The organism is Hominimerdicola alba 8, assembly GCF_000178155.2.
In the GTDB taxonomy this organism is placed as follows: domain Bacteria; phylum Bacillota; class Clostridia; order Oscillospirales; family Ruminococcaceae; genus Hominimerdicola; species Hominimerdicola alba_C.
Genome location: NZ_ADKM02000091.1, coordinates 111,816 through 131,606 on the forward strand (window position 1 = coordinate 111,816; position 19,791 = coordinate 131,606).

Consider the following 19,791-nt stretch of genomic DNA (forward strand, 5'->3'; position numbering starts at 1 on the left):
CCCATGAAAAGAAAACTAGAAATATCCGAACTCATTTTCAAACTGCTGAGCTACCTGCTTCTGACCATGTTCGCGGTCGGATGTCTTTACCCCTTCGTTTATACCGTGTCCTCTGCTATCAGCGGATACGTTGAGGTCAGGGACTCAACTATAGTCCTGTTTCCTAAGAACGTACAGTTCGATGCGTTCAAGGACGTATTTAACGACAACGTGTTCTGGAACTCCTACACCAATACCCTGTTCCTTACATTCTACGGCACTATCTGGGAGATGATACTGTCCATCTTCGGCGCGTATGCACTTTCCAAGAAGCGCCTGCTGTTCCGCAAAGGCTTCAACTTCTTCCTGGTATTTACCATGTGGTTCAGTGCAGGTCTGGTACCCCAGTACCTCAACTACTTAGCTACCAAGCGTGCTTTTCAGGGCATCGGCATAATGGATGACAAGTGGCTGGTAGTTATAGCAATGGGTATGCAGGCAATGAATATCATACTGCTGAGAAACGCTTTTGAAGGCGTTCCTTCCGAGATCGAAGAAGCTGCCATCGTTGACGGCGCTACCGAACTTCAGGTACTCAGCAAGGTGTACCTGCCAATGAGCAAATCCATACTGGCAACTGTAGCACTGTTCTTTGCGATATCCCGTTGGAACGGTTACTTCTGGGCAAGACAGATGATCTCCAAGGCCGACGACCAGCCTTTGCAGGTGTATATGCGACTCAGACTGGAGGAGTACTCCGATCCTGAGAGTACCACCAACTGGCAGCTAAGCCATTCGTATGCTCCCGATTCGGTCATATATGCACTTATCGTATGTTCCATAATACCGATACTGGTCATCTATCCGTTCATTCAGAAGTATTTTGCTAAGGGCGTAAACGTCGGCGGCGTAAAGGAATAACATTCGTACAGTCAAATGCTGTAAGCATTTGATATATAAAAACTAGGCTATTCAGCCTAAATGAAGGAATCCTAAAAGGAGGATCAGTTATGAAAAGAACAAGACTCACAGCCGCAGTCCTGTCAATTATAATGGCAGCAACTGCAATGGCAAGCTGCGGAGGCAGCACAAGCAATGACAACAGTGCAGCAAACAGCAACGGCACTACAGCAAGCGGCAGCGCTGCTAAACCCGGTGAACAGCCTACCGAAACAAAAGATACTTCCGAGCTGCTCCCTGTAGCACCCGGCACTGTACTGAGAATGGCTTGCGGCTACAACAGCGACAAGACAGGTATGAGCTTCACCGCTGACCTTGCAGGCGAGGGCATCACCCTTGCAGACGGCAAGACCTATAACTCAGGCGACCTCAAGCCTACATGGCAGGCAGTTGAAGAACTGTTTGGCATAAAGATCGAAGACAAGTATCAGGGCAACAGCGCCGCTGATGAATACCAGTACTGGGACGCTCAGATGGATCAGGTAGATATGCTCAGCGGTACCGCTACACTGCTCTCCGAGAACGGTCAGCAGGGCAAGCTGGTAAATCTGGCTCAGTACCTCGATAAGATGCCTAACTTTAAGGCTTATCTTGATGCTAACCCCATCGTAAGACTGTCCATCACAGGCGCAGCAGCAGGTCCTAATGCAGGCGCTATCTACTTCTCGCCTTACTTCGACGGTGTTGACGATATCGAGCGTATGCCCCTTATGAGAACCGACTGGGTAGAGAAGCTGCTCAACGGCGAGGGCGAGTTCACCGCTGATAAGAGCGGCAAGACTGCTGACCCTGTTTATACTCCTTATATGCCTACTTCCGGCACTGTTGATGTTGATGTTGTAAATGCAGACGGCACAGCAGTTGAAACTCTTACCAAGAACTATGATGCTTACGGCAACATCGTTGATAAGATGAACGCTAAGGGCTCTATGAGCGGCGTTGAGGCTGTTAATATGCTCCGTGAGTATATCGACAAGACCTATGACGGCTACTATGGCACAAATCGTGCTGACCTCTTCATCGGTCAGAATGCTGCATGGGACGCTGATGAACTGACTGCTCTGCTGAGATGCGTAGTTTCCAACGCTCCTACTCTCAACGGCACCGACAGCGTACAGGGTCTGTTCTCCAGAGAAGATGCTAACAACCAGAGAAGAGTTGACCTCTATCGTTTCGCAGGTACCCTCTTCGGTATACGCGGCATGGAGTCAAGACTTGACTACCTCTATGTTGGTACCGATGGTGAACTCCATGACTCCAGAAACGAAGTTGAAACTTATGAAGCACTCTCCAAGATGCACGACCTCGCAACTGAGGGTCTGATCTCTAAGGGCTTCATCAATTCCGAAGATGTAAACAGTGAGAAGTACCTGTCTGACGACAACGGCTTCATGCACTATGACTACAACCAGACCCAGACTGCTTACAACGCTACCGCACTGGATAACGCTGCCGGCGAGAAGTACATGGCAGTTATGGTACCTGTTGCTAAGTGGAACGACGGCGAAGAGAAGTACATGAGATTTACCGAGTCCTGGAGATCTGTAAAGGTCGATGGTTGGGGAATCTCCGTTGCAGGTGTAGGCGATAACACCGATAAGCTGAACGCTTGCCTCAGACTTATCGACTACGCTTACAGCCCTGATGGACAGATATTGATGTCCTACGGTCCTGATGCTTTCGTTAAGCACGATGACAGCGGCAATGTCGTTACATTTACCTTCAACGGTAAGGAGTGGCCTGTTGTTTCCGACGAGTCCTACAACGATCTGTGGGAACTGCAGAACGGTAACTACACCAACTACGCTCGTTACTACATCGGTTCTACCCTGAGCTTCGTAAAGAGCCAGGCATTCGAGTTCCAGTGCACACACGAAGTCGGCAAGGAGGGTGCAGGTCACATCTCCAACGCTATCGCACTGGGCACCATCAAGCACCCTGAGCTTGCAATAGCTGACAACTCATGGTACACCTCTGTTCCTACCGTTCTTCCTCAGGAAGTTGCTGAGACTAACGCTATCAACGAACTGACCGCACTGAGCGCTTCCGGATCGTTCGGTCAGGGCAAGGAGCAGTCCAACCTCTACGTTGACATCATCGCTAAGGGCTTCACAGGTGAAACAGGTTCCGATGCAGCAGCTACCGCTAAGAAGGTATCCGATACCGTTGCTGACGGCGGCTGGGGCGGCACGACCTACCTGACCAGAAGAAACGAAGCATGGCACAGACTGCTTGACTTCTACAAAACCATCAACGGCTGATATCAAGTCATGCAGCCGTGTTTAACAAGATCATTCACGGCACTCAATATTATGTGAAATGAGGGAACGTATCGGGCGATAACCGCCCGATACGAAGTTTCCCTTGAACATAAAGGAAGGTACTTATGTACAAAAAACAAATGCTTTTTCAGAAAATCGCGTGTATGCTGGCACTTATCGCAGCAGCACTTGTATTCGTTTATTCGCTGGGTATGTCTACAGACCTGTACGACGCCTTAGCAAGAACGATCTTATACCCCGATTACAATCTTGAGCAGACATCAGTCGCAGGTTCAAGAGTGTATTACGATATGTTCTCCTTCAACCGGACCTTCACAAGGGTCAGCATAGGACTTATCCTCGTTACACTCGTTCTGTTCATTACGAACACAAATGTTAGAAGAAAATATTATATCGGTAACTACGTTTCCGCAGGACTGTTCTCAGTTGCTGCACTGGGCGTGACTATCTGGTCTGTTCCTCAGATAATGGACTATAAGTCAAAGTTCCAGAACAATGTTGACTTTGAGGCACTCAAAGCATTCTCTAAGGACTGGGGCACTCTCTACATAGGACCCAACGATACTTTCTGGTTCGATATCAGCTTTGCTGTATTTGGTTTCCTTATCTTTACAGTCGTACTGCTGGTGTTGAATGTTATTTTGAAAATCCTCGTGATGAAGGCTGAGCAGAATGCCATTGGCAAGGGAAGGGGTGTGTGACATGCCGGTAAGAAATGATGCAGAGATCAGAAAAGACCGCCTGCGCTTTACTAAAAACAAGCTGTCCGCAAACCTGATAATCTTTGCGATAGTTGCAAATGCGCTCTACTTCGTCAGTATATATAGTTCGGACGTCGGAAGCTATTATTACAAGCTGTTTATCGGCGGTTCGATAGTTTACAATCTGGTATTTATGCTCGCAGCCTTCCTTTCATCGGAAGGCATCAAAAATTATAAGCTCGGCTATGCCTGTTCTTCAGTGGTACTGGGTATCCTCCAGATCTGTAGGATCCTATACATACCAATGAAAGCACATAAGGCAGCCAACCCCGTTGCCGATGCAAAGAACGCAACAGTAATGGGATCCGGTCAGTTCAGATATGTTTCATTCTGCCTTATAGTTTCTGCGGTACTGCTTATCGCCGCAGGCATCATAGGATTTATGAAGACCACTACACTGAACAGCTACCTGGCAGAGCTTGAAAGAAAAGGACAAGAGGGAACAGACGATGAGTGATCTTAAATTACAGCATCTCGAGAAAATTTATGACAATAAGGTGCAGGCAGTTTATGACTTCGACCTCGATGTCAAAGACGGCGAGCTGATAGTCCTCGTAGGACCGTCAGGCTGCGGCAAATCCACCACACTGCGCATGGTCGCAGGTCTGGAGGATATTTCCAAAGGCAAACTCATCATCGATGGCAAGGACGTCACCCGCATGCCCCCTAAAGACCGCGATATCGCAATGGTCTTCCAGAACTATGCGCTATACAGCCACATGACCATATACGAGAACATGGCGTTCTCACTTATGCTCCGCAAAGAGAATAAGAACGAGATACACCAGAAAGTCCTCGCAGCTGCCGAGATACTCGATCTCACCAGCCAGCTGAACAAGAAACCGAGCCAGCTTTCGGGCGGTCAGCGCCAGAGAGTTGCAATGGGTCGTGCGATAGTACGCCGTCCAAAGGTGTTCCTGTTTGACGAACCCCTTTCAAACCTCGATGCAAAGCTGAGAAGCGCCACCAGAAGAGAGATACTTCTCCTCCATAAGCGCCTCAATGCTACCATGCTCTACGTTACCCACGACCAGACTGAGGCTCTTACCCTCGCAGACAGGATAGTCTGTATGTCTATGGGTCATGTACAGCAGATAGGTACTCCGCTTGAACTCTACGATACTCCCGCAAATCTCTTCGTGGCGAGTTTCATAGGTCTGCCTCCGATGAATCTCTTTGATGTTGAGATATCCGATGGTCAGGCTATCAACAGCGATTTCGCAGTTGACCTCACCGCCGAAGAAAAGGAGCGTCTCGCACCTTATGAGGGCAAGGTAGTAACAATGGGCGTGCGCCCCGAAAATGTCGTAGAACGCGGCAATATCACAGTAAATGTATTCTCCAACGAGAATCTTGGTCTTAATACACTGGTAAACGGTACTACAGGCAAGCATAAGATAACCTGTAAGTTCAGGGGCTGGTGTAACTATAAGGCAGGCGACGAAGTCAAAGTTTCTTTCGACAGAAAGCACTTCTTCGATAAAGAAACCACCAAAGCCATAAGATAAGGGAGGTTCTTCAGATGGCAAATCAGAAAACCGCAGGCAGACAGAACCGCGGTATAAAAGAGGCGCTGCGCAAATCGATGGTATCGCTCAAGCGCTCACCTCAGAATATCCCGCTGGCAGCACTTGCCGCAGCATTCTTTATCTACTCGCTGAACCTTTCTTCCATCGCCAAAACCACCTCGAGGATAAACGGCGCGAACATGGGTCAGTGCGAGTTTGCTGCAATGCTGTTCTCAATACTGGCGTTCGTTGTGTTTTTGAGAACTTTCCCGCGCCGCAAGCCTGCAAACAAGGTAATGCTGGGACTGCTGTTCTTCATGCTGGCACTTCTGGTCGGCGTGGATATCATTTATATCTCCCGCATAACCGATGCGCTCACTCGTGAGGTCAACCCGATCCAGGTCAGTGCAGATTCACAGTTCATAAACACCGCTAAAAGTGTAGTTTCCGCTCACGTAATATGTGTCGGCATAACAGCCGCACTCCTTGTGCTGCTTCCTTTCTATTCAAAGGCTATCCGTAAGATAAATACCTCCATCGAAGTCGAGGGTAACGGCAGCATGGGTGCGATAGATATCTCAGGCGAGGACTAAGCTATCAGAGAGGTCTGTATATGGCAAAGAAAAGCAGTAAAAAGATGCCCGCAGAGAGATCTGCGGCAGATTACTATAAACTCAAAACAAGCGCGGTAGACAGGCTGGTCAGTACCAAAAAAGCCCCTGAGGTCACCGATGAAGAAATTAGAAAATATACGTCACGCGGGAAATTTCGGATCCCCGCGTGGCTGAAGATCGTATTTGTGAAATTCTGGTTCGCAGGTGCGATATGCTATTTCTTCCTCTGGGGTCTGGGGCTTTATATACAGGGGCTTGATCTTATGGCTGCTTTGTCCATAGGTCTTGGCGTTGCCAACGACCTTATGGTCAATAAACTTCTGCGCAATTTTGAGCCGACAGAACGTGCCTACGATAAATGGCAGATGGTCACCGTGAGAAAATACTGGTCGATCTTCATAAATGTCATCTATTCTGGTGTGGTGCTTTTCCTCGTCTTTCAGATCTACTATGCCGTCAACAGTCTGGCAGGCGTAAACGCTTCTGCCGACCCTACACAGGCACAGGCGATGTTCGGTGTTGAACCGATGCTCTTCGGTATCCTTTACATGGCAGTCGATCTGCTGCTTGTAAAGATCAAAAACACATTTGTAAACATTCTCCGCGATGCAGGCGCATTCAGCCCGCGTACCGCCGAGAAGAAGTGAGATAAGGCGCTGCTCCGACTATCTGAGCCGTGACAGCACCGCAAAGGAAAGTGTCTGAAATGATAAAAGCATTATTCATAGGCTCTGTCAGCGCATGCTTTGAACTTGACAATGACAGCGCCTACTATAACGATTACGAATATACAGTAAAGCTGAACGGCAGGGAAGTCCTCAGCGGCAACACCAATGTCTTTTCCCTCTTCGATCTCGAACCTCATACCGATTATACGGTGGAGGTCACAGGTCATGACCCGCTCAGCTTTAAAACTGCAAAAGAAACTTCCGCAGTCAGCGTAAAAGACTTCGGCGCAGTGGGTGACGGTGTTGCAGATGATACTCTCAGTATCCAGACAGCTGTCAACTGCCTGCCCGCAGGCGGAAGACTCCGCTTCCCCGAAGGCACCTACCTGACAGGTCCCATAAACCTCAAGAGCCATATTACCATCGAGTTCACCGAAAAGGCAACTCTCTTAGGTACGACCGATATGGCGAGATACCCGAAGATACCGGGTGTCATAACTGACCTCGTCACAGGTGAAGAAGTCCACTTCGGCACATGGGAGGGCAATGCTGTCCCAATGCACCAGGCACTTCTCTTTGCTGAGTATGCCGAGGATATCAAGATAGTCGGCAGAGGTACCGTTGACGGCAACGCACAGAACAGTCAGTGGTGGGTAGATGTGAAAAATCAGGAAGTTCCCCGCCCACGACTTATATTCTTCAATCGCTGCAAACTGGTGACGGTACACGGCATCACGGCACAGAACGCCGCTTCGTGGCAGCTGCACCCCTACTTCTCCACCGAACTTCAGTTCCTTGACCTTTCGGTCAACGCACCTAAAGACAGCCCTAATACCGATGCACTCGACCCTGAGGCTTGTGATACGGTAAATATTGTCGGCTGCCGTTTCAGCGTTGGTGATGACTGCATAGCAATCAAGTCAGGCAAGATAGAGATAGGCAGAAAGTTCAAGCAGCCAGCTAACCGCCACACTATCCGCAACTGCATCATGCAGTTCGGTCACGGCGCCATAACTCTCGGCAGCGAGATGGCAGGCGGTGTCAAAAATCTGTCAGTCAGCCGTTGTATCTTTAAGGAAACTGACAGAGGTCTTCGTATAAAGACCCGTCGCGGCAGAGGTAAAGACGCTGTCATAGACGGCATCGAGTTCAAGAATATCAAAATGGACGGCGTGCTGACACCCATAGTTATGAATATGTGGTATAACTGCTGTGACCCCGACAGATATTCCGAGTATAACACCACCCGCGAGAAACTGCCCGTTGATGACAGAACTCCTTATCTCGGCAAGTTCACTTTCCGTGATATGGAATGCCTTAACTGCCACGTTGCGGCATGCTACTGCGATGGTCTTCCTGAAATGCCTATCGATGAGATAACAGTCGATAACATAAAGTTCACATATGCAGAGAACGCTAAATCAGGCGTTCCCGCCATGAAGAACAATGCCGAAGAAATGTGCCGCGCAGGTCTTTACTTCGACAATGTAAGAAAACTCACCGTGAGAAATGTCACAGTTGAAGGCTGTGTCGGTGATGAAGTCACAGCACACAACGTAGCCCTGTTCACTGAGGAGTAATTATGTACGAAAATATTGACGCATATATCGACAGCCTGCTGAAAGGCTCCACTCCCGATAAGCCCCTGTGGAATATCGAGAGCATCAGACAGGGCAAACCCGCCCACTGGAATTACATAGACGGCTGTATGATGACTGCTCTGCTGAATTTCGCAGAGATCACAGGAGATAAGAAGTATTCCGACTTCGTCTGTGATTTCATCGACTACTACGTTGGTGATGACGGTTCTATACTCGGTTATTCAAAGGATAAATACAATCTTGATGATATAAACGAGGGCAGAGTGCTGTTCGACCTGTACGATATGACAGGCAAAGAGAAGTATCTCAAAGCTATCGAACGCCTGCATGCCCAGATAGCCGAACAGCCTCGCACAAACACAGGCAACTTCTGGCATAAGCAGATATATCCGAACCAGATATGGCTGGACGGCATCTATATGGCGCAGGTCTTTTATGTGCGCTATCAGCTGAAAAACGGCGGCGATATCAGCGATACTCTGTCGCAGATAAAGAATGTCCGCAAATATATGTTCAGTGAGGAAAAAGGGCTGTGCTATCACGGCATGGACTGCTCAAAGTCAGCTTTCTGGGCTGATAAGCAGACAGGTCTTTCAAAGAACTTCTGGCTTCGTGCCATCGGCTGGTTCACCGTTGCGCTGGCTGATATAATAGCCTATACCGACGGTTCAGACCGTGAAGAGTTCATCTCGGTGTTCCGCGATGTGATAAAAGGCATATCACAGTATGCCGACCCCGAAACAGGCATGTATTATCAGGTGGTAGACTGTGGCGGCAGAGAGGGCAACTACCTCGAAACCAGCGGCAGCAGCATGATAGCCTACGCAATGCTCAAAGGTGCAAGACTGGGCGTTATCGATGAAAGTTATGCCGCACTTGGCAGAAAGACCTTTGACGGCATCTGTAAAAAGTACCTCACCGTTAGCGAAAACGGCGAACTTCATCTCGGCGGCATCTGCCTTGTGGCAGGTCTTGGACCCGAAGATAACAAGCGCCGTGACGGAAGCTATGAGTACTATATCTCAGAACCCGTAGTCGAGAACGACGCAAAAGGCGTTGCTCCTTTCCTCCTCTGCTACACAGAAGTTCTGAGAACACAGAAAAACTAAGCGTTTGACCTTTCCTGTCTTGTGTTGTTTCCTCCGCATTTGCGGGGGAAACGATGCAAATATAAAGGGAAATACAAATATAAAGTGGTAATTATGAAGAATATTAAGATCGCATATATCGGCGGCGGCTCAAAAGCATGGGCGCGCGTTTTCATGAAAGACTTAGCCCTTGCCGAAGACCTCAGCGGTGAGATAGCACTCTATGATATAGACCTGCCCGCCGCAGAACTCAACCGCCGTATCGGTGAGCGCATAAACGCCCACCCCAACACCATTTCAAAATGGGATTACAAAGTTTATCCCGAAATAGGCACCGCTCTTGACGGCGCAGATTTCGTCATCTGCTCTATCCTTCCCGGTACTTTCGATGAGATGGAGGGCGATGTCCACCTGCCCGAAGAGTACGGCATCTACCAGTCGGTAGGCGATACCGTAGGACCCGGCGGCGTGCTTAGGGCTATGCGCACAGTCCCCATATACGAGGGCTTTGCACGCGAGATAAAAGCCCACTGCCCCGATGCGTGGGTCATAAATCTCACCAATCCCATGACGGCATGCACGAAAACACTCTACGATGTTTTTCCTGAGATAAAAGCATTCGGCTGCTGTCACGAAGTCTTCCACGCACAGGAATTTTTAAGCTGTGCAGTCCATGAACTGATGGGCGTTCCCCGCCCACACCGCAGTGAGATCATCATCGATGCCTGCGGCGTGAACCATTTCACATGGATAACCGAAGCAAATTACAAGGGTACCGATCTTTTGAAGATACTGCCCGAATTTATCGATAAATTCTACGAGCAGGGCTACTGTGAGCATGTCGGCTCGCAGCCGCAGGAATTCCGCGATAATCCTTTCCGCTACGGCAATAAGGTCAAGATGGATCTGTTCAGACGCTTCGGCGTGCTGGCTGCGGCAGGCGACAGACACCTTGTAGAATTTCTGAACAACAGCTGGTACATAAAGGATAAAGCCGATGCCGAAAGCTGGCTCTTCCACCTGACTACCGTTGCATACCGCAAGCAGGACAGGCTTGATAAGATAGCACAGTCACAGCGCATTGCTGACGGCGAAGAGCAGATAGATGTTTCACACAGCGATGAAGAAGTTGTTGAACTGATGAAAGCACTGCTGGGTCTGATACCTCCGAAGGTTTCCAACGCCAACGTTGTGAATGTCGGTCAGATGCCTCAGCTGCCTCTCGGCTCGGTGGTCGAAACAAACTGCGTGTTCGCCCACAACAGCTTAAAGCCCGTGACATCAAAGCCGCTGCCTAACGATGTTAACGCACTTGTTCTCAGAAATGCCATAAATATCGAGAACACCTACTACGGTATAAAAGAGCGCGACCTCAACAGGATATTCGAGGCTTTCATAAACCAGCCCCTCTGCAGCAGCCTGACAGTGGCTCAGGGCAAAGAACTGTTCAATAAGATGCTGGCTGCCACCGAAGCCTATTTAAAGGACTTCTACCCCTCTACGAGGCTCTGACAGTGACAGACGCATTCTTGTTCGCAGCTGAGGCGGTACTGCCCATAGTGCTCCTGATAGTGCTGGGCTATGTGCTCAAGCGGCGCGGTATGTTAACAAAGCCCTTTTTAGATGTGGGCAATAAGCTGACTTTCCGCGTGCTGTTGCCCGTCATGCTGTTCTGTAATGTCTATAAGATCGACCGCCTGTCAGATGTCAATGTGGCATTCGTGCTGTACGGCATCGGGGCGGTGATCATCCTTTTTCTTGCGGCGATAGCAGTGTGCTGTGCTTTCACAAAAGACAACGCAAAGCGCGGTTCGCTGATACAGTCGGTATTCCGTTCAAATTATGCGATAATCGGCATACCGCTCGCAGCATCGCTTTTCGGAGATAAGGGCGCAGCCGCCGCAGGTGTGATGTCAGCTTTCTGTGTACCGACTTTCAATATCCTGGGCGTTATAACGCTGGTGATATTCAACGGAAATGAAGAAAAGCAGAAAGCCGATATAAAAAAGATATTTCTGGGAGTTGTAAAAAATCCCCTTATAATCGGCACAGTTACAGGTCTTGCAGTGCTTGGCATACGCGAGATATTTGTAAAAACAGGCATATCTTTCCGCCTGAGCGATGTGACGGTGCTGTTTAAAACACTGGAAAATATAAAGTCGATCTGCACACCTCTCGCGCTGATAGTGCTGGGCGGCAAGTTTGAATTCTCTGCCGTTTCAAGACTGCGCCGCGAGATAATTTTCGGCACACTGGTCAGAACAGTGGCAGTTCCCGTCATTGGTCTTGGCACAGCTTTATTGCTGAAAAATACAATGTCACTTTCGGGTGAACATTTCGCTACATATATGGGTGTTTTCGCGACTCCCGTAGCAGTGGCATCAGCAATAATGGCAAAGGAAATGGGCGCAGATGACGAGTTGGCAGGTCAGCTGGTAGTCTGGACGAGCCTTGTCAGTACCGTGACGATATTCATTTATGTCACCGTACTGAGAATTATCGGAATATTTTAGATGTCCGTTTCGTCCATAAAATCAGACGGTTTGGTTATCGCTTTTATGGGCTGTCAGCGGTACAATATAAATAAGCTAATTGTTTTACTTAATTACACGGAGGTAATAAAAATGATACTTGATATGTTCAGCTTAAAGGGCAAAGTTGCTATCGTAACAGGCAGCGACACAGGTCTTGGTCAGGGCATCTCTAAGGCTTTTGTTGAGGCAGGTGCTAAGGTGCTCGGCGTTTCCAGAGTTGAAAGCACAGCTACACAGGAAATGCTCGGTGAAGATAACTTCCAGTTCATCGTTGCAGACCTTTCCACTCTTGATCCGATAGATAATATCATAAATACAGCTGTTGAAAAATTCGGCAGACTTGATATACTGGTAAACAACGCAGGCGTTATCAAGCGTGAAGACAGCATCGACTTCTCAGTTGATAACTGGGATCTGGTAATGAACGTAAACTGCCGTACACTGTTCTTCCTGTCGCAGGCTGCTGCAAAGCAGTTCATCAAGCAGAAGAGCGGCGGCAAGATCATCTCCACCGCAAGCATGCTCTCCTATCAGGGCGGCATAAGAGTTCCCAGCTACACCGCAAGTAAGTCGGCAGTAAAGGGCATAACAATGACTATGGCTAACGAGTGGGCTAAGTACGGCATCAACGTAAATGCCATCGCACCCGGCTACATGGCTACCAACAACACTAAGGCACTCCGCGCTGATGCTGAAAGAAGCGAAGCTATCCTCGAAAGGATACCCGCAGGCAGATGGGGCACACCTGATGACCTGATGGGCGCAGCAGTATTCCTTGCATCATCTGCAAGTGATTATGTTAACGGCTTCACCCTCGCAGTAGACGGCGGCTGGCTGGCAAGATAAGCTATCAGGAGGACGACTAAAATGGATAATACTAAGTTTTTGGAACAGCTTGAATGCACAGGCATCGTGCCCGTAATAAAGCTGGAGAATACAGACGATGCAGTTAACCTCGCAAAGGCACTTTACGACGGCGGCATACACTGCGCTGAGGTAACTTTCCGCGCTGAGGGTGCAGATAAAGTCATCTCTCAGATGGTAAAGGCTTATCCCGATATGCTGGTAGGCGCAGGCACAGTACTCACCACCGAGCAGTGCGACAGAGCCATCGAAGCAGGCGCAAAGTTCTGCGTTGCACCCGGTCTTAACCCGAAGGTAGTTCAGCACTGCCTCGATAAGGGCGTTCCTTTCGCACCGGGCGTTGCAAACGGTTCGCAGATAGAGCAGGCTATGGAACTGGGTCTGGACTTCGTTAAGTTCTTCCCCGCTGAGCAGGCAGGCGGTCTGCCTTACATCAAGGCTGTTTCCGCTCCCTATTCTTCCATGAAGTTTATGCCCACAGGCGGCGTAAATGAGAATAATCTGAACACTTATCTGGCGTTCAAGAAGATAGTATGCTGCGGCGGCAGCTGGATAGTTCCCGATAAGCTGGTAAAGGCCGGCAAGTGGGAAGAGATAACCGCTCTCTGCCGCTCGGCAGTAAACAAGATGCTGGGCTTTGAACTGGCACACATCGGCATCAACTGCGACAGCGAGTCTGAGGCACTTGATGTTACCTCCAAGTTTGACAAGCTGTTCGGCTGGGAGCAGAAGAACGGCAACAGCAGTGTGTTCGCAGGCGGCGCAGTTGAGTGCATGAAGGCACCTTTCAAGGGCGCTAAGGGTCACATCGCTGTAAGAACTAACAGTGTCCGCAGAGCAGTTTATCAGCTGGCACATCAGGGCATCGAAGCTGATATGTCTACCGCCAAGTACGATGCTGACGGCAGAATGACAGTCGTTTATCTCAAGGAAGATTTCGGCGGCTTCGCAGTACACCTTGTAGAGAAAAAGTAATTCAAAGGAGATAGGATAGATATGGCAAAGATAGTTACAATGGGCGAGATAATGCTCAGATTGTCTACCCCAAATAACGAGAAGTTCATACAGGCAAATCAGTTTGATATAAACTACGGCGGCGGAGAAGCTAACGTTGCAGTATCACTGGCAAACTACGGCCACGATGCTGAGTTCATCACCGCTGTTCCCGATAACCCCATCGGCGCAAGCGCTGTTGCAGCACTGAGAAAGTACGGCGTTGAAACCAAGCACATCGCAAGATGCGGCAAAAGACTGGGCATCTATTTCCTTGAAACAGGTGCTTCCATGAGAGCGTCAAACGTTGTATATGACAGAGCAGATTCTTCGATCGCAACTGCACCTGCTTCTGAGTTTGACTTCGATGACATATTCAAGGATGCTGACTGGTTCCATTTCACAGGCATCACCCCCGCAGTTTCCGACCTTGCCGCACAGGTGACAGAAGAAGCTCTTAAGGCTGCCAAGAAGCATGGCGTTACCGTTTCGGTAGACCTTAACTTCCGCAAGAAGCTGTGGACTTCCGAGAAGGCACAGAAGGTCATGACCAACCTCATGCAGTATGTCGATGTCTGCATCGGCAATGAGGAAGATGCTGAAAAGGTACTTGGCTTTAAGCCGGGCAACACCGATGTTACTAAGGGCGAACTGGAACTGAACGGCTATGTTGATATCTTCAACCAGATGATAGACAAGTTCGGCTTCAAGTATGTTATCTCTTCACTGAGAGAGAGCCACTCTGCTTCCAACAACGACTGGTCAGCCTGCATCATGGACGGTGCTACCAGAGAGTTCTATCACTCCAGAAAGTATAACATTAACCCCATCGTTGACCGTGTGGGCGGCGGCGACTCCTTCGCAGGCGGTCTTATCTGCGGTCTGAACGACGGCAAGGACTTCAAGCAGGCACTGGAATTTGCAGTTGCAGCTTCTGCACTTAAGCACACTATCCCCGGTGACTTCAACCTTGTTACCCGCGCTGAAGTTGAAAACCTGGCAGGCGGCGACGCTTCGGGCAGAGTTCAGAGATGATGAAATTATTTATCCGCGCTCATGACTTAGGTGTCAAGGGTGAGGAAAATATAGTATCAAGACTGAATGAGTTCGGTCTTGAAGGAGTACAGCTTGTGACCTACAAGTGCCTCGAAGATGTTGCATACGAACAGGGCTCGCTCACAAAGGCAAGGGCTGAAAAGTTCAGGCAGACCTTTGAAGCGGCAGGCAAGAAAGTTCCGCTGATAGGCGCTTACTTCAACCCCGTTCACCCCGATGAAAAGAAGATCGAAAGGGGCATCGCGGTCTTTAAAGATCACCTTGCACTTGCTAAAGATCTCGGCTGTGACATCGTTGGTTCCGAAACAGGTTCCTATAACGGTGAGCCGTGGATATACCACCCGCTCAACCGCACCGAAGAAGCCGTTAACAGAGTGGTGAAGACTTTTTCAGAACTTTGTGAATGCGCTGAGGAAAACGGCGTCAAAGTCGGCATGGAAGGCGCTTTCGGACATGTCTGCTTCGATGTGAAGACGCTTCACAGGGCAGTAAAGACCATAGGCTGTGACAATATAAGATATATATTTGACCTGTATAATTATCTTGACGGTTCAAATGTTGATAAAATGTACGATATCCTTGCTGAGGGTCTACAGACCTTTGGCGACAGGATATGCGTGTTCCACATCAAGGACTGCGTAGTGAACACTGACGGTTCGCTCAAGCAGGTAGGTGTGGGTCAGGGGATATTCGACTACTCGCGCATACTTGCCGAGATAAAGAAAGTCTGCCCCGATGCAAACCTTGTCTTTGAGGGCACAACGGGCGATGATATAGCACCCGCTGTAAAGCATCTTAAAGAGCGCATGTAAATTACAAGGAGGTCTATCATGACACTGGATATAAGATACAGCAATCACCCCGATGATTCCAAGCACTATGATACCGCAGAACTTCGTAAGAACTACCTTATCGAAAAGGTGTTCGTGGCTGACGAGATAGCGCTTACATATTCCCATCAGGACAGAATGATAGCAGGCGGCGCAATGCCCGTTAAGGAAGAGCTGAAGCTGGGCAGCACCAAAGAGCTGGGCACAGAATACTTCCTTGAAAGACGCGAGATGGGCATTATAAATGTCGGCGGCAAGGGTGTTATCACTCTTGACGGTACTGAGTATGAACTTGATTATAAGGACGGCATGTATATCGGCATGGGCACTAAGGAGATATCTTTCCGCTCTGCTGACGGCAGCAAGCCTGCAAAGTTCTACATAAACTCCAGCCCCGCCCACAAGACCTACCCTACCGTTTTCATCACTAAGGAAAAGGCAAATCACAGACCTCTCGGCAGTGAGGAGAACATGAACAAGCGTGTGGTAAACCAGTATATCCACCCGAACGTATGTGAGTCCTGTGCTTTACAGATGGGTATGACCGAACTTGACAAGACAAGTTCATGGAACACAATGCCATCGCACACCCACGAGAGAAGAATGGAAGTTTACTTCTACTTCGAGCTGGAAGATGATAATATCGTATTCCACTTCATGGGTCAGCCTCAGGAAACAAGACATATCATTATGCACAACGAGCAGGCTGTTATCAGCCCAAGCTGGTCCATACACAGCGGTACTGCTACCTCGAATTACACATTCATCTGGGGCATGTGCGGCGAGAACCAGACCTATGATGACATGGACACCATAGGCAATCTGGACTTAAGATAGCTTTTTCATAACTTTTCCCAAAGTACCCTATATACAGCTGAACGAGCAGATGCTCGGCAGGCGGGGCGGCAAAATGTCCCGGTCACATCTCCCGCAAGGGAAGGGTCGCTGTTTCGCGGCTGAGTGTCTGCTCTTGTGAGGCTGTATATACTGAACTCTGCTGATATAAGTTCAGCAGGGCTCGGTATATATCACCTCCTTATTTTGAATTTTGTATTGTCCCCCGCAGTTATCCGTCAAGTGCAAAAAAGGGTCGGATATCAGGCGGGGGGAGCAATACAGCACTTCCCCTTTCGGGCGCGCATCGTTTTTCGGCGGGCGGCGGAAAAGGGAAGTATACTGAAAGCGCGGCTGTAAAAATGCGGCGTTAGGTATGAACCGCTTTAGAAGTCCGTAAAATTTGACCCCCGTGATGAAACGGGAGAAAGAGAAAAGTGTGGGTTGACATATGGCTTATTTAACTTTAAAAGGTATCAACAAGATATATCCCAACGGCTATCATGCCGTACACGATTTTAACTTACAGATAGAAAAGGGCGAATTTATAGTATTTGTCGGCTCTTCGGGCTGCGGCAAATCTACCACCCTGAGAATGATAGCGGGACTTGAAAACATCAGTAAGGGCGATTTTCTGATAGATGGTCAGCGCGCCAACGAGAAAGGTCCCCGTGAACGCGGTGTTGCAATGGTTTTCCAGAGCTATGCGCTCTACCCGCACATGACTGTATATGATAATCTGGCATTCGGTCTGACACTGCAAGGCGTTGACGATGATGTGATAGAGCAGAGAGTAAATTCGACTGCCGCTATACTTGGTCTTACAGACTATCTCGACAGACTGCCGAGAGAACTTTCGGGCGGTCAGCGTCAGAGAGTGGCTGTTGGTCGTGCGATAATCAGAAAGGTAGATATCTTCCTGATGGACGAACCGCTGTCGAACCTCGATGCAAAGCAGAGAGTTACCATGCGTTCCGAGATAACTCAGATACACCGCGAAACAGGTGCTACTACCATCTACGTAACTCATGACCAGACAGAGGCTATGACGATGGCTGACAGGATAGTCGTTATGAAAGACGGCTATGTTCAGCAGGTCGGTACACCATATGACCTCTATTTTAACCCGACAAACATGTTCGTGGCAGGCTTCATAGGTGAGCCGCCCATGAACTTCATAGAGAGCCGCATAGAGAACGGCATACTGAACATCAGCAACAATCCCATCGACCTTAGCTATGTCGCTGACAGCGAAGTACTTGAAAAGTATGAAGGCAAGGAAGTTGTGTTCGGTTTCAGACCTGAGGCTGTGCGCCTGATAAACAGCAATTATGAAGTAGGCAACGCTTATAAGATGAACTGCGTTGTTGAACTGGTAGAACTGCTGGGCGATAACACCAACGTGTATGTTGATATCTACGGTGTCAACAGCATACTCAAGGTAGATCCGCACGAGTCGCCTGAGATAAACACAGCGCTGGAATTCTCTATCCCATACGGCAGTGTGTACCTTTTCGATAAGGAAACCGAAAAGCGCATAAAGCTGAAAAACACTAAATAATGCTATCCCCATTCCTTTCTCTCGGATATGTTTTTCCCCGCTCAGTGCGGGGAAAGACATATTTCCTTAAAAAGAGAGGAATGATCTGTATAAAAGGGCGGCTGGAAAAACAGAGTTATTTGTCAGACCGCTGAGTTTGGAGATTGAACGTTAGTCTGCATTTGACGCTTTGCATATTATGCGGTCTGCTTGCAGACAATTCTATGACAGGTGAATTGATATGAAAGAACTTAACAGAGCAAATTTTGAAAACAAGAAAAGACCCATCAAGGTCATGCAGTTCGGTGAAGGCAACTTCCTGAGAGCATTTGTTGACTGGATATTGCAGGATCTTAACAACAAGGGCGTTATCAACGCGAATGTTGTGGTAGTTCAGCCTACACCTATGGGCAGAAACAAGGAACTGGCATCGCAGGACGGTCTGTATACGGTATGTCTGGAGGGCATCGACAAGGGCGAGAAAGTACAGTCAAGGCAGATGATAGATGTTCTGGGCGACTTTGTATGCCCTTATGATGACTATGCGAAGTTCCTTGAATATGCAAAGAGCGAGGATCTGGAGATAGTGGTATCAAACACCACAGAGGCAGGTATCGCACTGGATACTACCGATACTGACTTTACAGTATGTCCCAAGAGTTATCCGGGCAAACTGCTGGCTTTCCTCAAGGCAAGATACGATCACTTCAACGGTGCTGAGGACAAGGGTCTTGCTATCGTTCCCTGCGAACTTATCGACTATAACGGCAGAGAACTCAAAAGGATACTTGTGGAACTGGCTGAAATAAACGGCTATGACAAGGAGTTCATCGGCTGGCTGACAAGCGCTAACCACTTTACCAGCACGCTGGTGGACAGGATAGTTCCGGGATACCCGAAGGACAAGGCAGAGGAGATCTGCAATGAAGTAGGTTACAATGACATAAATCTGGTAAAGGGCGAAGTTTTCCACCTGTGGGTACTGGAGAAAGAACCTTTCGTTCAGGCAAAACTGCCTGCTGACAAGTCGGGTCTGAATGTCATCTTCGCTGATGATATAACACCCTACAAGCAGAGAAAGGTAAAGATACTTAATGGTTCGCACACCGCTATGGTGCCTGTTGCATACCTCAGCGGTATCGACACTGTACGTGAAGCTGTTACCGACAGTGATGTCGGCAAGTTCGTTATGGGTCTTGTCAATGACGAGGTAAAGCCCACCATCGACCTGCCCGCTGACGAAATGGACGCTTTCGCAAATAGCGTTATCGAAAGATTTATGAACCCGTTCATCAGACATGAACTTATGTCTATCGCGCTCAATTCTACCACAAAGTTCAGGACAAGACTTCTGCCTACATACAACGATTACCGCAAAAAGTTCGGCAAGTCGCCCGAACATATACTGTTCTCGTTCGCATCGCTGTGCGTATTCTTCAAGGGCAAGAGGGGCGATGAAGATATCGCACTGAAGGACGATGAAGAGTACCTGAAGTTCTGGGCTGAACTGTGGAAAGATGATGACTGCATCGAGATAGCAAAGAAGGCTCTCTCAGCAGAGAACATCTGGCAGCAGAACCTTGATGAGGACGGCAACGCTGAAAAGGTAGCGGGCTACATCAAGGATATACTCGAACTTGGTGAGCGCGCAGCACTGAAAAAATTCTTAGGGGAATAAT

General features: G+C 48.7%; 18 protein-coding genes. All 18 read left to right on the forward strand.

Translation table 11 applies throughout. The features are described from left to right. Window positions 1–3 precede the first annotated feature (3 nt). The 18 genes from CUS_RS10780 to CUS_RS10865 all read left to right on the forward strand — a co-directional run bounded on the left by CUS_RS10780 (window position 4) and on the right by CUS_RS10865 (window position 19,790). Entirely contained in the window at window positions 4–900 is an 897-nt protein-coding gene (locus CUS_RS10780; RefSeq protein WP_002850631.1) for a carbohydrate ABC transporter permease, read from the forward strand. Window positions 901–989: 89 nt separating this feature from the next. Then, window positions 990–3,200, forward strand: a complete 2,211-nt coding sequence (locus tag CUS_RS10785) for a hypothetical protein (protein WP_002850413.1) — start codon at window positions 990–992, stop codon at window positions 3,198–3,200. Window positions 3,201–3,325: 125 nt separating this feature from the next. Continuing rightward, the gene (locus CUS_RS10790) at window positions 3,326–3,922 is read left to right on the forward strand and encodes a hypothetical protein (protein WP_002850660.1); all 597 of its coding nucleotides are present in this window, start codon (window positions 3,326–3,328) and stop codon (window positions 3,920–3,922) included. 1 nt (window position 3,923) lies between these two features. Then, window positions 3,924–4,439: a hypothetical protein gene (locus tag CUS_RS10795; RefSeq protein ID WP_002850547.1), complete on the forward strand. Its 516-nt coding sequence runs from the start codon at window positions 3,924–3,926 to the stop codon at window positions 4,437–4,439. After that, the gene (locus CUS_RS10800; protein WP_002850444.1) at window positions 4,432–5,490 is read left to right on the forward strand and encodes an ABC transporter ATP-binding protein; all 1,059 of its coding nucleotides are present in this window, start codon (window positions 4,432–4,434) and stop codon (window positions 5,488–5,490) included. The genes CUS_RS10795 and CUS_RS10800 overlap by 8 nt, the downstream gene beginning before the upstream one ends. 14 nt (window positions 5,491–5,504) lie before the next feature. Next, the gene (locus CUS_RS10805; protein ID WP_002850425.1) at window positions 5,505–6,083 is read left to right on the forward strand and encodes a hypothetical protein; all 579 of its coding nucleotides are present in this window, start codon (window positions 5,505–5,507) and stop codon (window positions 6,081–6,083) included. 20 nt (window positions 6,084–6,103) lie between these two features. Continuing rightward, entirely contained in the window at window positions 6,104–6,751 is a 648-nt protein-coding gene (locus CUS_RS10810; protein ID WP_002850576.1) for a hypothetical protein, read from the forward strand. A gap of 59 nt (window positions 6,752–6,810) precedes the next feature. Further along, window positions 6,811–8,352, forward strand: a complete 1,542-nt coding sequence (locus CUS_RS10815; protein ID WP_002850533.1) for a glycoside hydrolase family 28 protein — start codon at window positions 6,811–6,813, stop codon at window positions 8,350–8,352. 2 nt (window positions 8,353–8,354) lie between these two features. Further along, window positions 8,355–9,482, forward strand: coding sequence for a glycoside hydrolase family 88/105 protein (locus CUS_RS10820; RefSeq protein WP_002850665.1), 1,128 nt, complete (start codon window positions 8,355–8,357; stop codon window positions 9,480–9,482). 93 nt (window positions 9,483–9,575) lie between these two features. Beyond that, window positions 9,576–10,973, forward strand: coding sequence for a glucosidase (locus CUS_RS10825; RefSeq protein WP_002850522.1), 1,398 nt, complete (start codon window positions 9,576–9,578; stop codon window positions 10,971–10,973). Between the two features lie 2 nt (window positions 10,974–10,975). Continuing rightward, complete coding sequence (locus CUS_RS10830) at window positions 10,976–11,974, forward strand: AEC family transporter (protein WP_002850484.1); 999 nt, start codon at window positions 10,976–10,978, stop codon at window positions 11,972–11,974. A 111-nt stretch (window positions 11,975–12,085) separates the two neighbouring features. Next, the gene (gene kduD / locus CUS_RS10835; protein ID WP_002850661.1) at window positions 12,086–12,841 is read left to right on the forward strand and encodes a 2-dehydro-3-deoxy-D-gluconate 5-dehydrogenase KduD; all 756 of its coding nucleotides are present in this window, start codon (window positions 12,086–12,088) and stop codon (window positions 12,839–12,841) included. 21 nt (window positions 12,842–12,862) lie between these two features. Continuing rightward, complete coding sequence (locus CUS_RS10840; protein ID WP_002850438.1) at window positions 12,863–13,834, forward strand: bifunctional 4-hydroxy-2-oxoglutarate aldolase/2-dehydro-3-deoxy-phosphogluconate aldolase; 972 nt, start codon at window positions 12,863–12,865, stop codon at window positions 13,832–13,834. A 21-nt stretch (window positions 13,835–13,855) separates the two neighbouring features. Beyond that, window positions 13,856–14,887, forward strand: a complete 1,032-nt coding sequence (locus CUS_RS10845; RefSeq protein WP_002850732.1) for a sugar kinase — start codon at window positions 13,856–13,858, stop codon at window positions 14,885–14,887. After that, the gene (locus CUS_RS10850; RefSeq protein WP_002850411.1) at window positions 14,884–15,720 is read left to right on the forward strand and encodes a sugar phosphate isomerase/epimerase family protein; all 837 of its coding nucleotides are present in this window, start codon (window positions 14,884–14,886) and stop codon (window positions 15,718–15,720) included. The genes CUS_RS10845 and CUS_RS10850 overlap by 4 nt, the downstream gene beginning before the upstream one ends. Before the next feature lie 18 nt (window positions 15,721–15,738). Further along, window positions 15,739–16,575, forward strand: a complete 837-nt coding sequence (kduI, locus tag CUS_RS10855; RefSeq protein WP_002850629.1) for a 5-dehydro-4-deoxy-D-glucuronate isomerase — start codon at window positions 15,739–15,741, stop codon at window positions 16,573–16,575. 448 nt (window positions 16,576–17,023) lie between these two features. Next, a complete protein-coding gene (locus tag CUS_RS10860; RefSeq protein WP_002850528.1) occupies window positions 17,024–18,133 on the forward strand; it encodes an ABC transporter ATP-binding protein in 1,110 nt (369 codons plus the stop codon). A 220-nt stretch (window positions 18,134–18,353) separates the two neighbouring features. Then, complete coding sequence (locus CUS_RS10865) at window positions 18,354–19,790, forward strand: tagaturonate reductase (RefSeq protein WP_002850730.1); 1,437 nt, start codon at window positions 18,354–18,356, stop codon at window positions 19,788–19,790. Window position 19,791 lies beyond the last annotated feature (1 nt).

What these genes read in the sequence shown, in the direction of transcription:
- CUS_RS10805 (WP_002850425.1), top strand. Translation starts at nt 5,505, where the DNA reads ATGGCAAATCAGAAAACCGCAGGCAGACAGAACCGCGGTATAAAAGAG.
- CUS_RS10820 (WP_002850665.1), top strand. Translation starts at nt 8,355, where the DNA reads ATGTACGAAAATATTGACGCATATATCGACAGCCTGCTGAAAGGCTCC.
- CUS_RS10785 (WP_002850413.1), top strand. Translation starts at nt 990, where the DNA reads ATGAAAAGAACAAGACTCACAGCCGCAGTCCTGTCAATTATAATGGCA.
- CUS_RS10815 (WP_002850533.1), top strand. Translation starts at nt 6,811, where the DNA reads ATGATAAAAGCATTATTCATAGGCTCTGTCAGCGCATGCTTTGAACTT.
- kduI (WP_002850629.1), top strand. Translation starts at nt 15,739, where the DNA reads ATGACACTGGATATAAGATACAGCAATCACCCCGATGATTCCAAGCAC.
- CUS_RS10790 (WP_002850660.1), top strand. Translation starts at nt 3,326, where the DNA reads ATGTACAAAAAACAAATGCTTTTTCAGAAAATCGCGTGTATGCTGGCA.
- CUS_RS10795 (WP_002850547.1), top strand. Translation starts at nt 3,924, where the DNA reads ATGCCGGTAAGAAATGATGCAGAGATCAGAAAAGACCGCCTGCGCTTT.
- CUS_RS10780 (WP_002850631.1), top strand. Translation starts at nt 4, where the DNA reads ATGAAAAGAAAACTAGAAATATCCGAACTCATTTTCAAACTGCTGAGC.
- CUS_RS10865 (WP_002850730.1), top strand. Translation starts at nt 18,354, where the DNA reads ATGAAAGAACTTAACAGAGCAAATTTTGAAAACAAGAAAAGACCCATC.
- CUS_RS10850 (WP_002850411.1), top strand. Translation starts at nt 14,884, where the DNA reads ATGATGAAATTATTTATCCGCGCTCATGACTTAGGTGTCAAGGGTGAG.
- kduD (WP_002850661.1), top strand. Translation starts at nt 12,086, where the DNA reads ATGATACTTGATATGTTCAGCTTAAAGGGCAAAGTTGCTATCGTAACA.
- CUS_RS10800 (WP_002850444.1), top strand. Translation starts at nt 4,432, where the DNA reads ATGAGTGATCTTAAATTACAGCATCTCGAGAAAATTTATGACAATAAG.
- CUS_RS10825 (WP_002850522.1), top strand. Translation starts at nt 9,576, where the DNA reads ATGAAGAATATTAAGATCGCATATATCGGCGGCGGCTCAAAAGCATGG.
- CUS_RS10840 (WP_002850438.1), top strand. Translation starts at nt 12,863, where the DNA reads ATGGATAATACTAAGTTTTTGGAACAGCTTGAATGCACAGGCATCGTG.
- CUS_RS10860 (WP_002850528.1), top strand. Translation starts at nt 17,024, where the DNA reads ATGGCTTATTTAACTTTAAAAGGTATCAACAAGATATATCCCAACGGC.
- CUS_RS10845 (WP_002850732.1), top strand. Translation starts at nt 13,856, where the DNA reads ATGGCAAAGATAGTTACAATGGGCGAGATAATGCTCAGATTGTCTACC.
- CUS_RS10810 (WP_002850576.1), top strand. Translation starts at nt 6,104, where the DNA reads ATGGCAAAGAAAAGCAGTAAAAAGATGCCCGCAGAGAGATCTGCGGCA.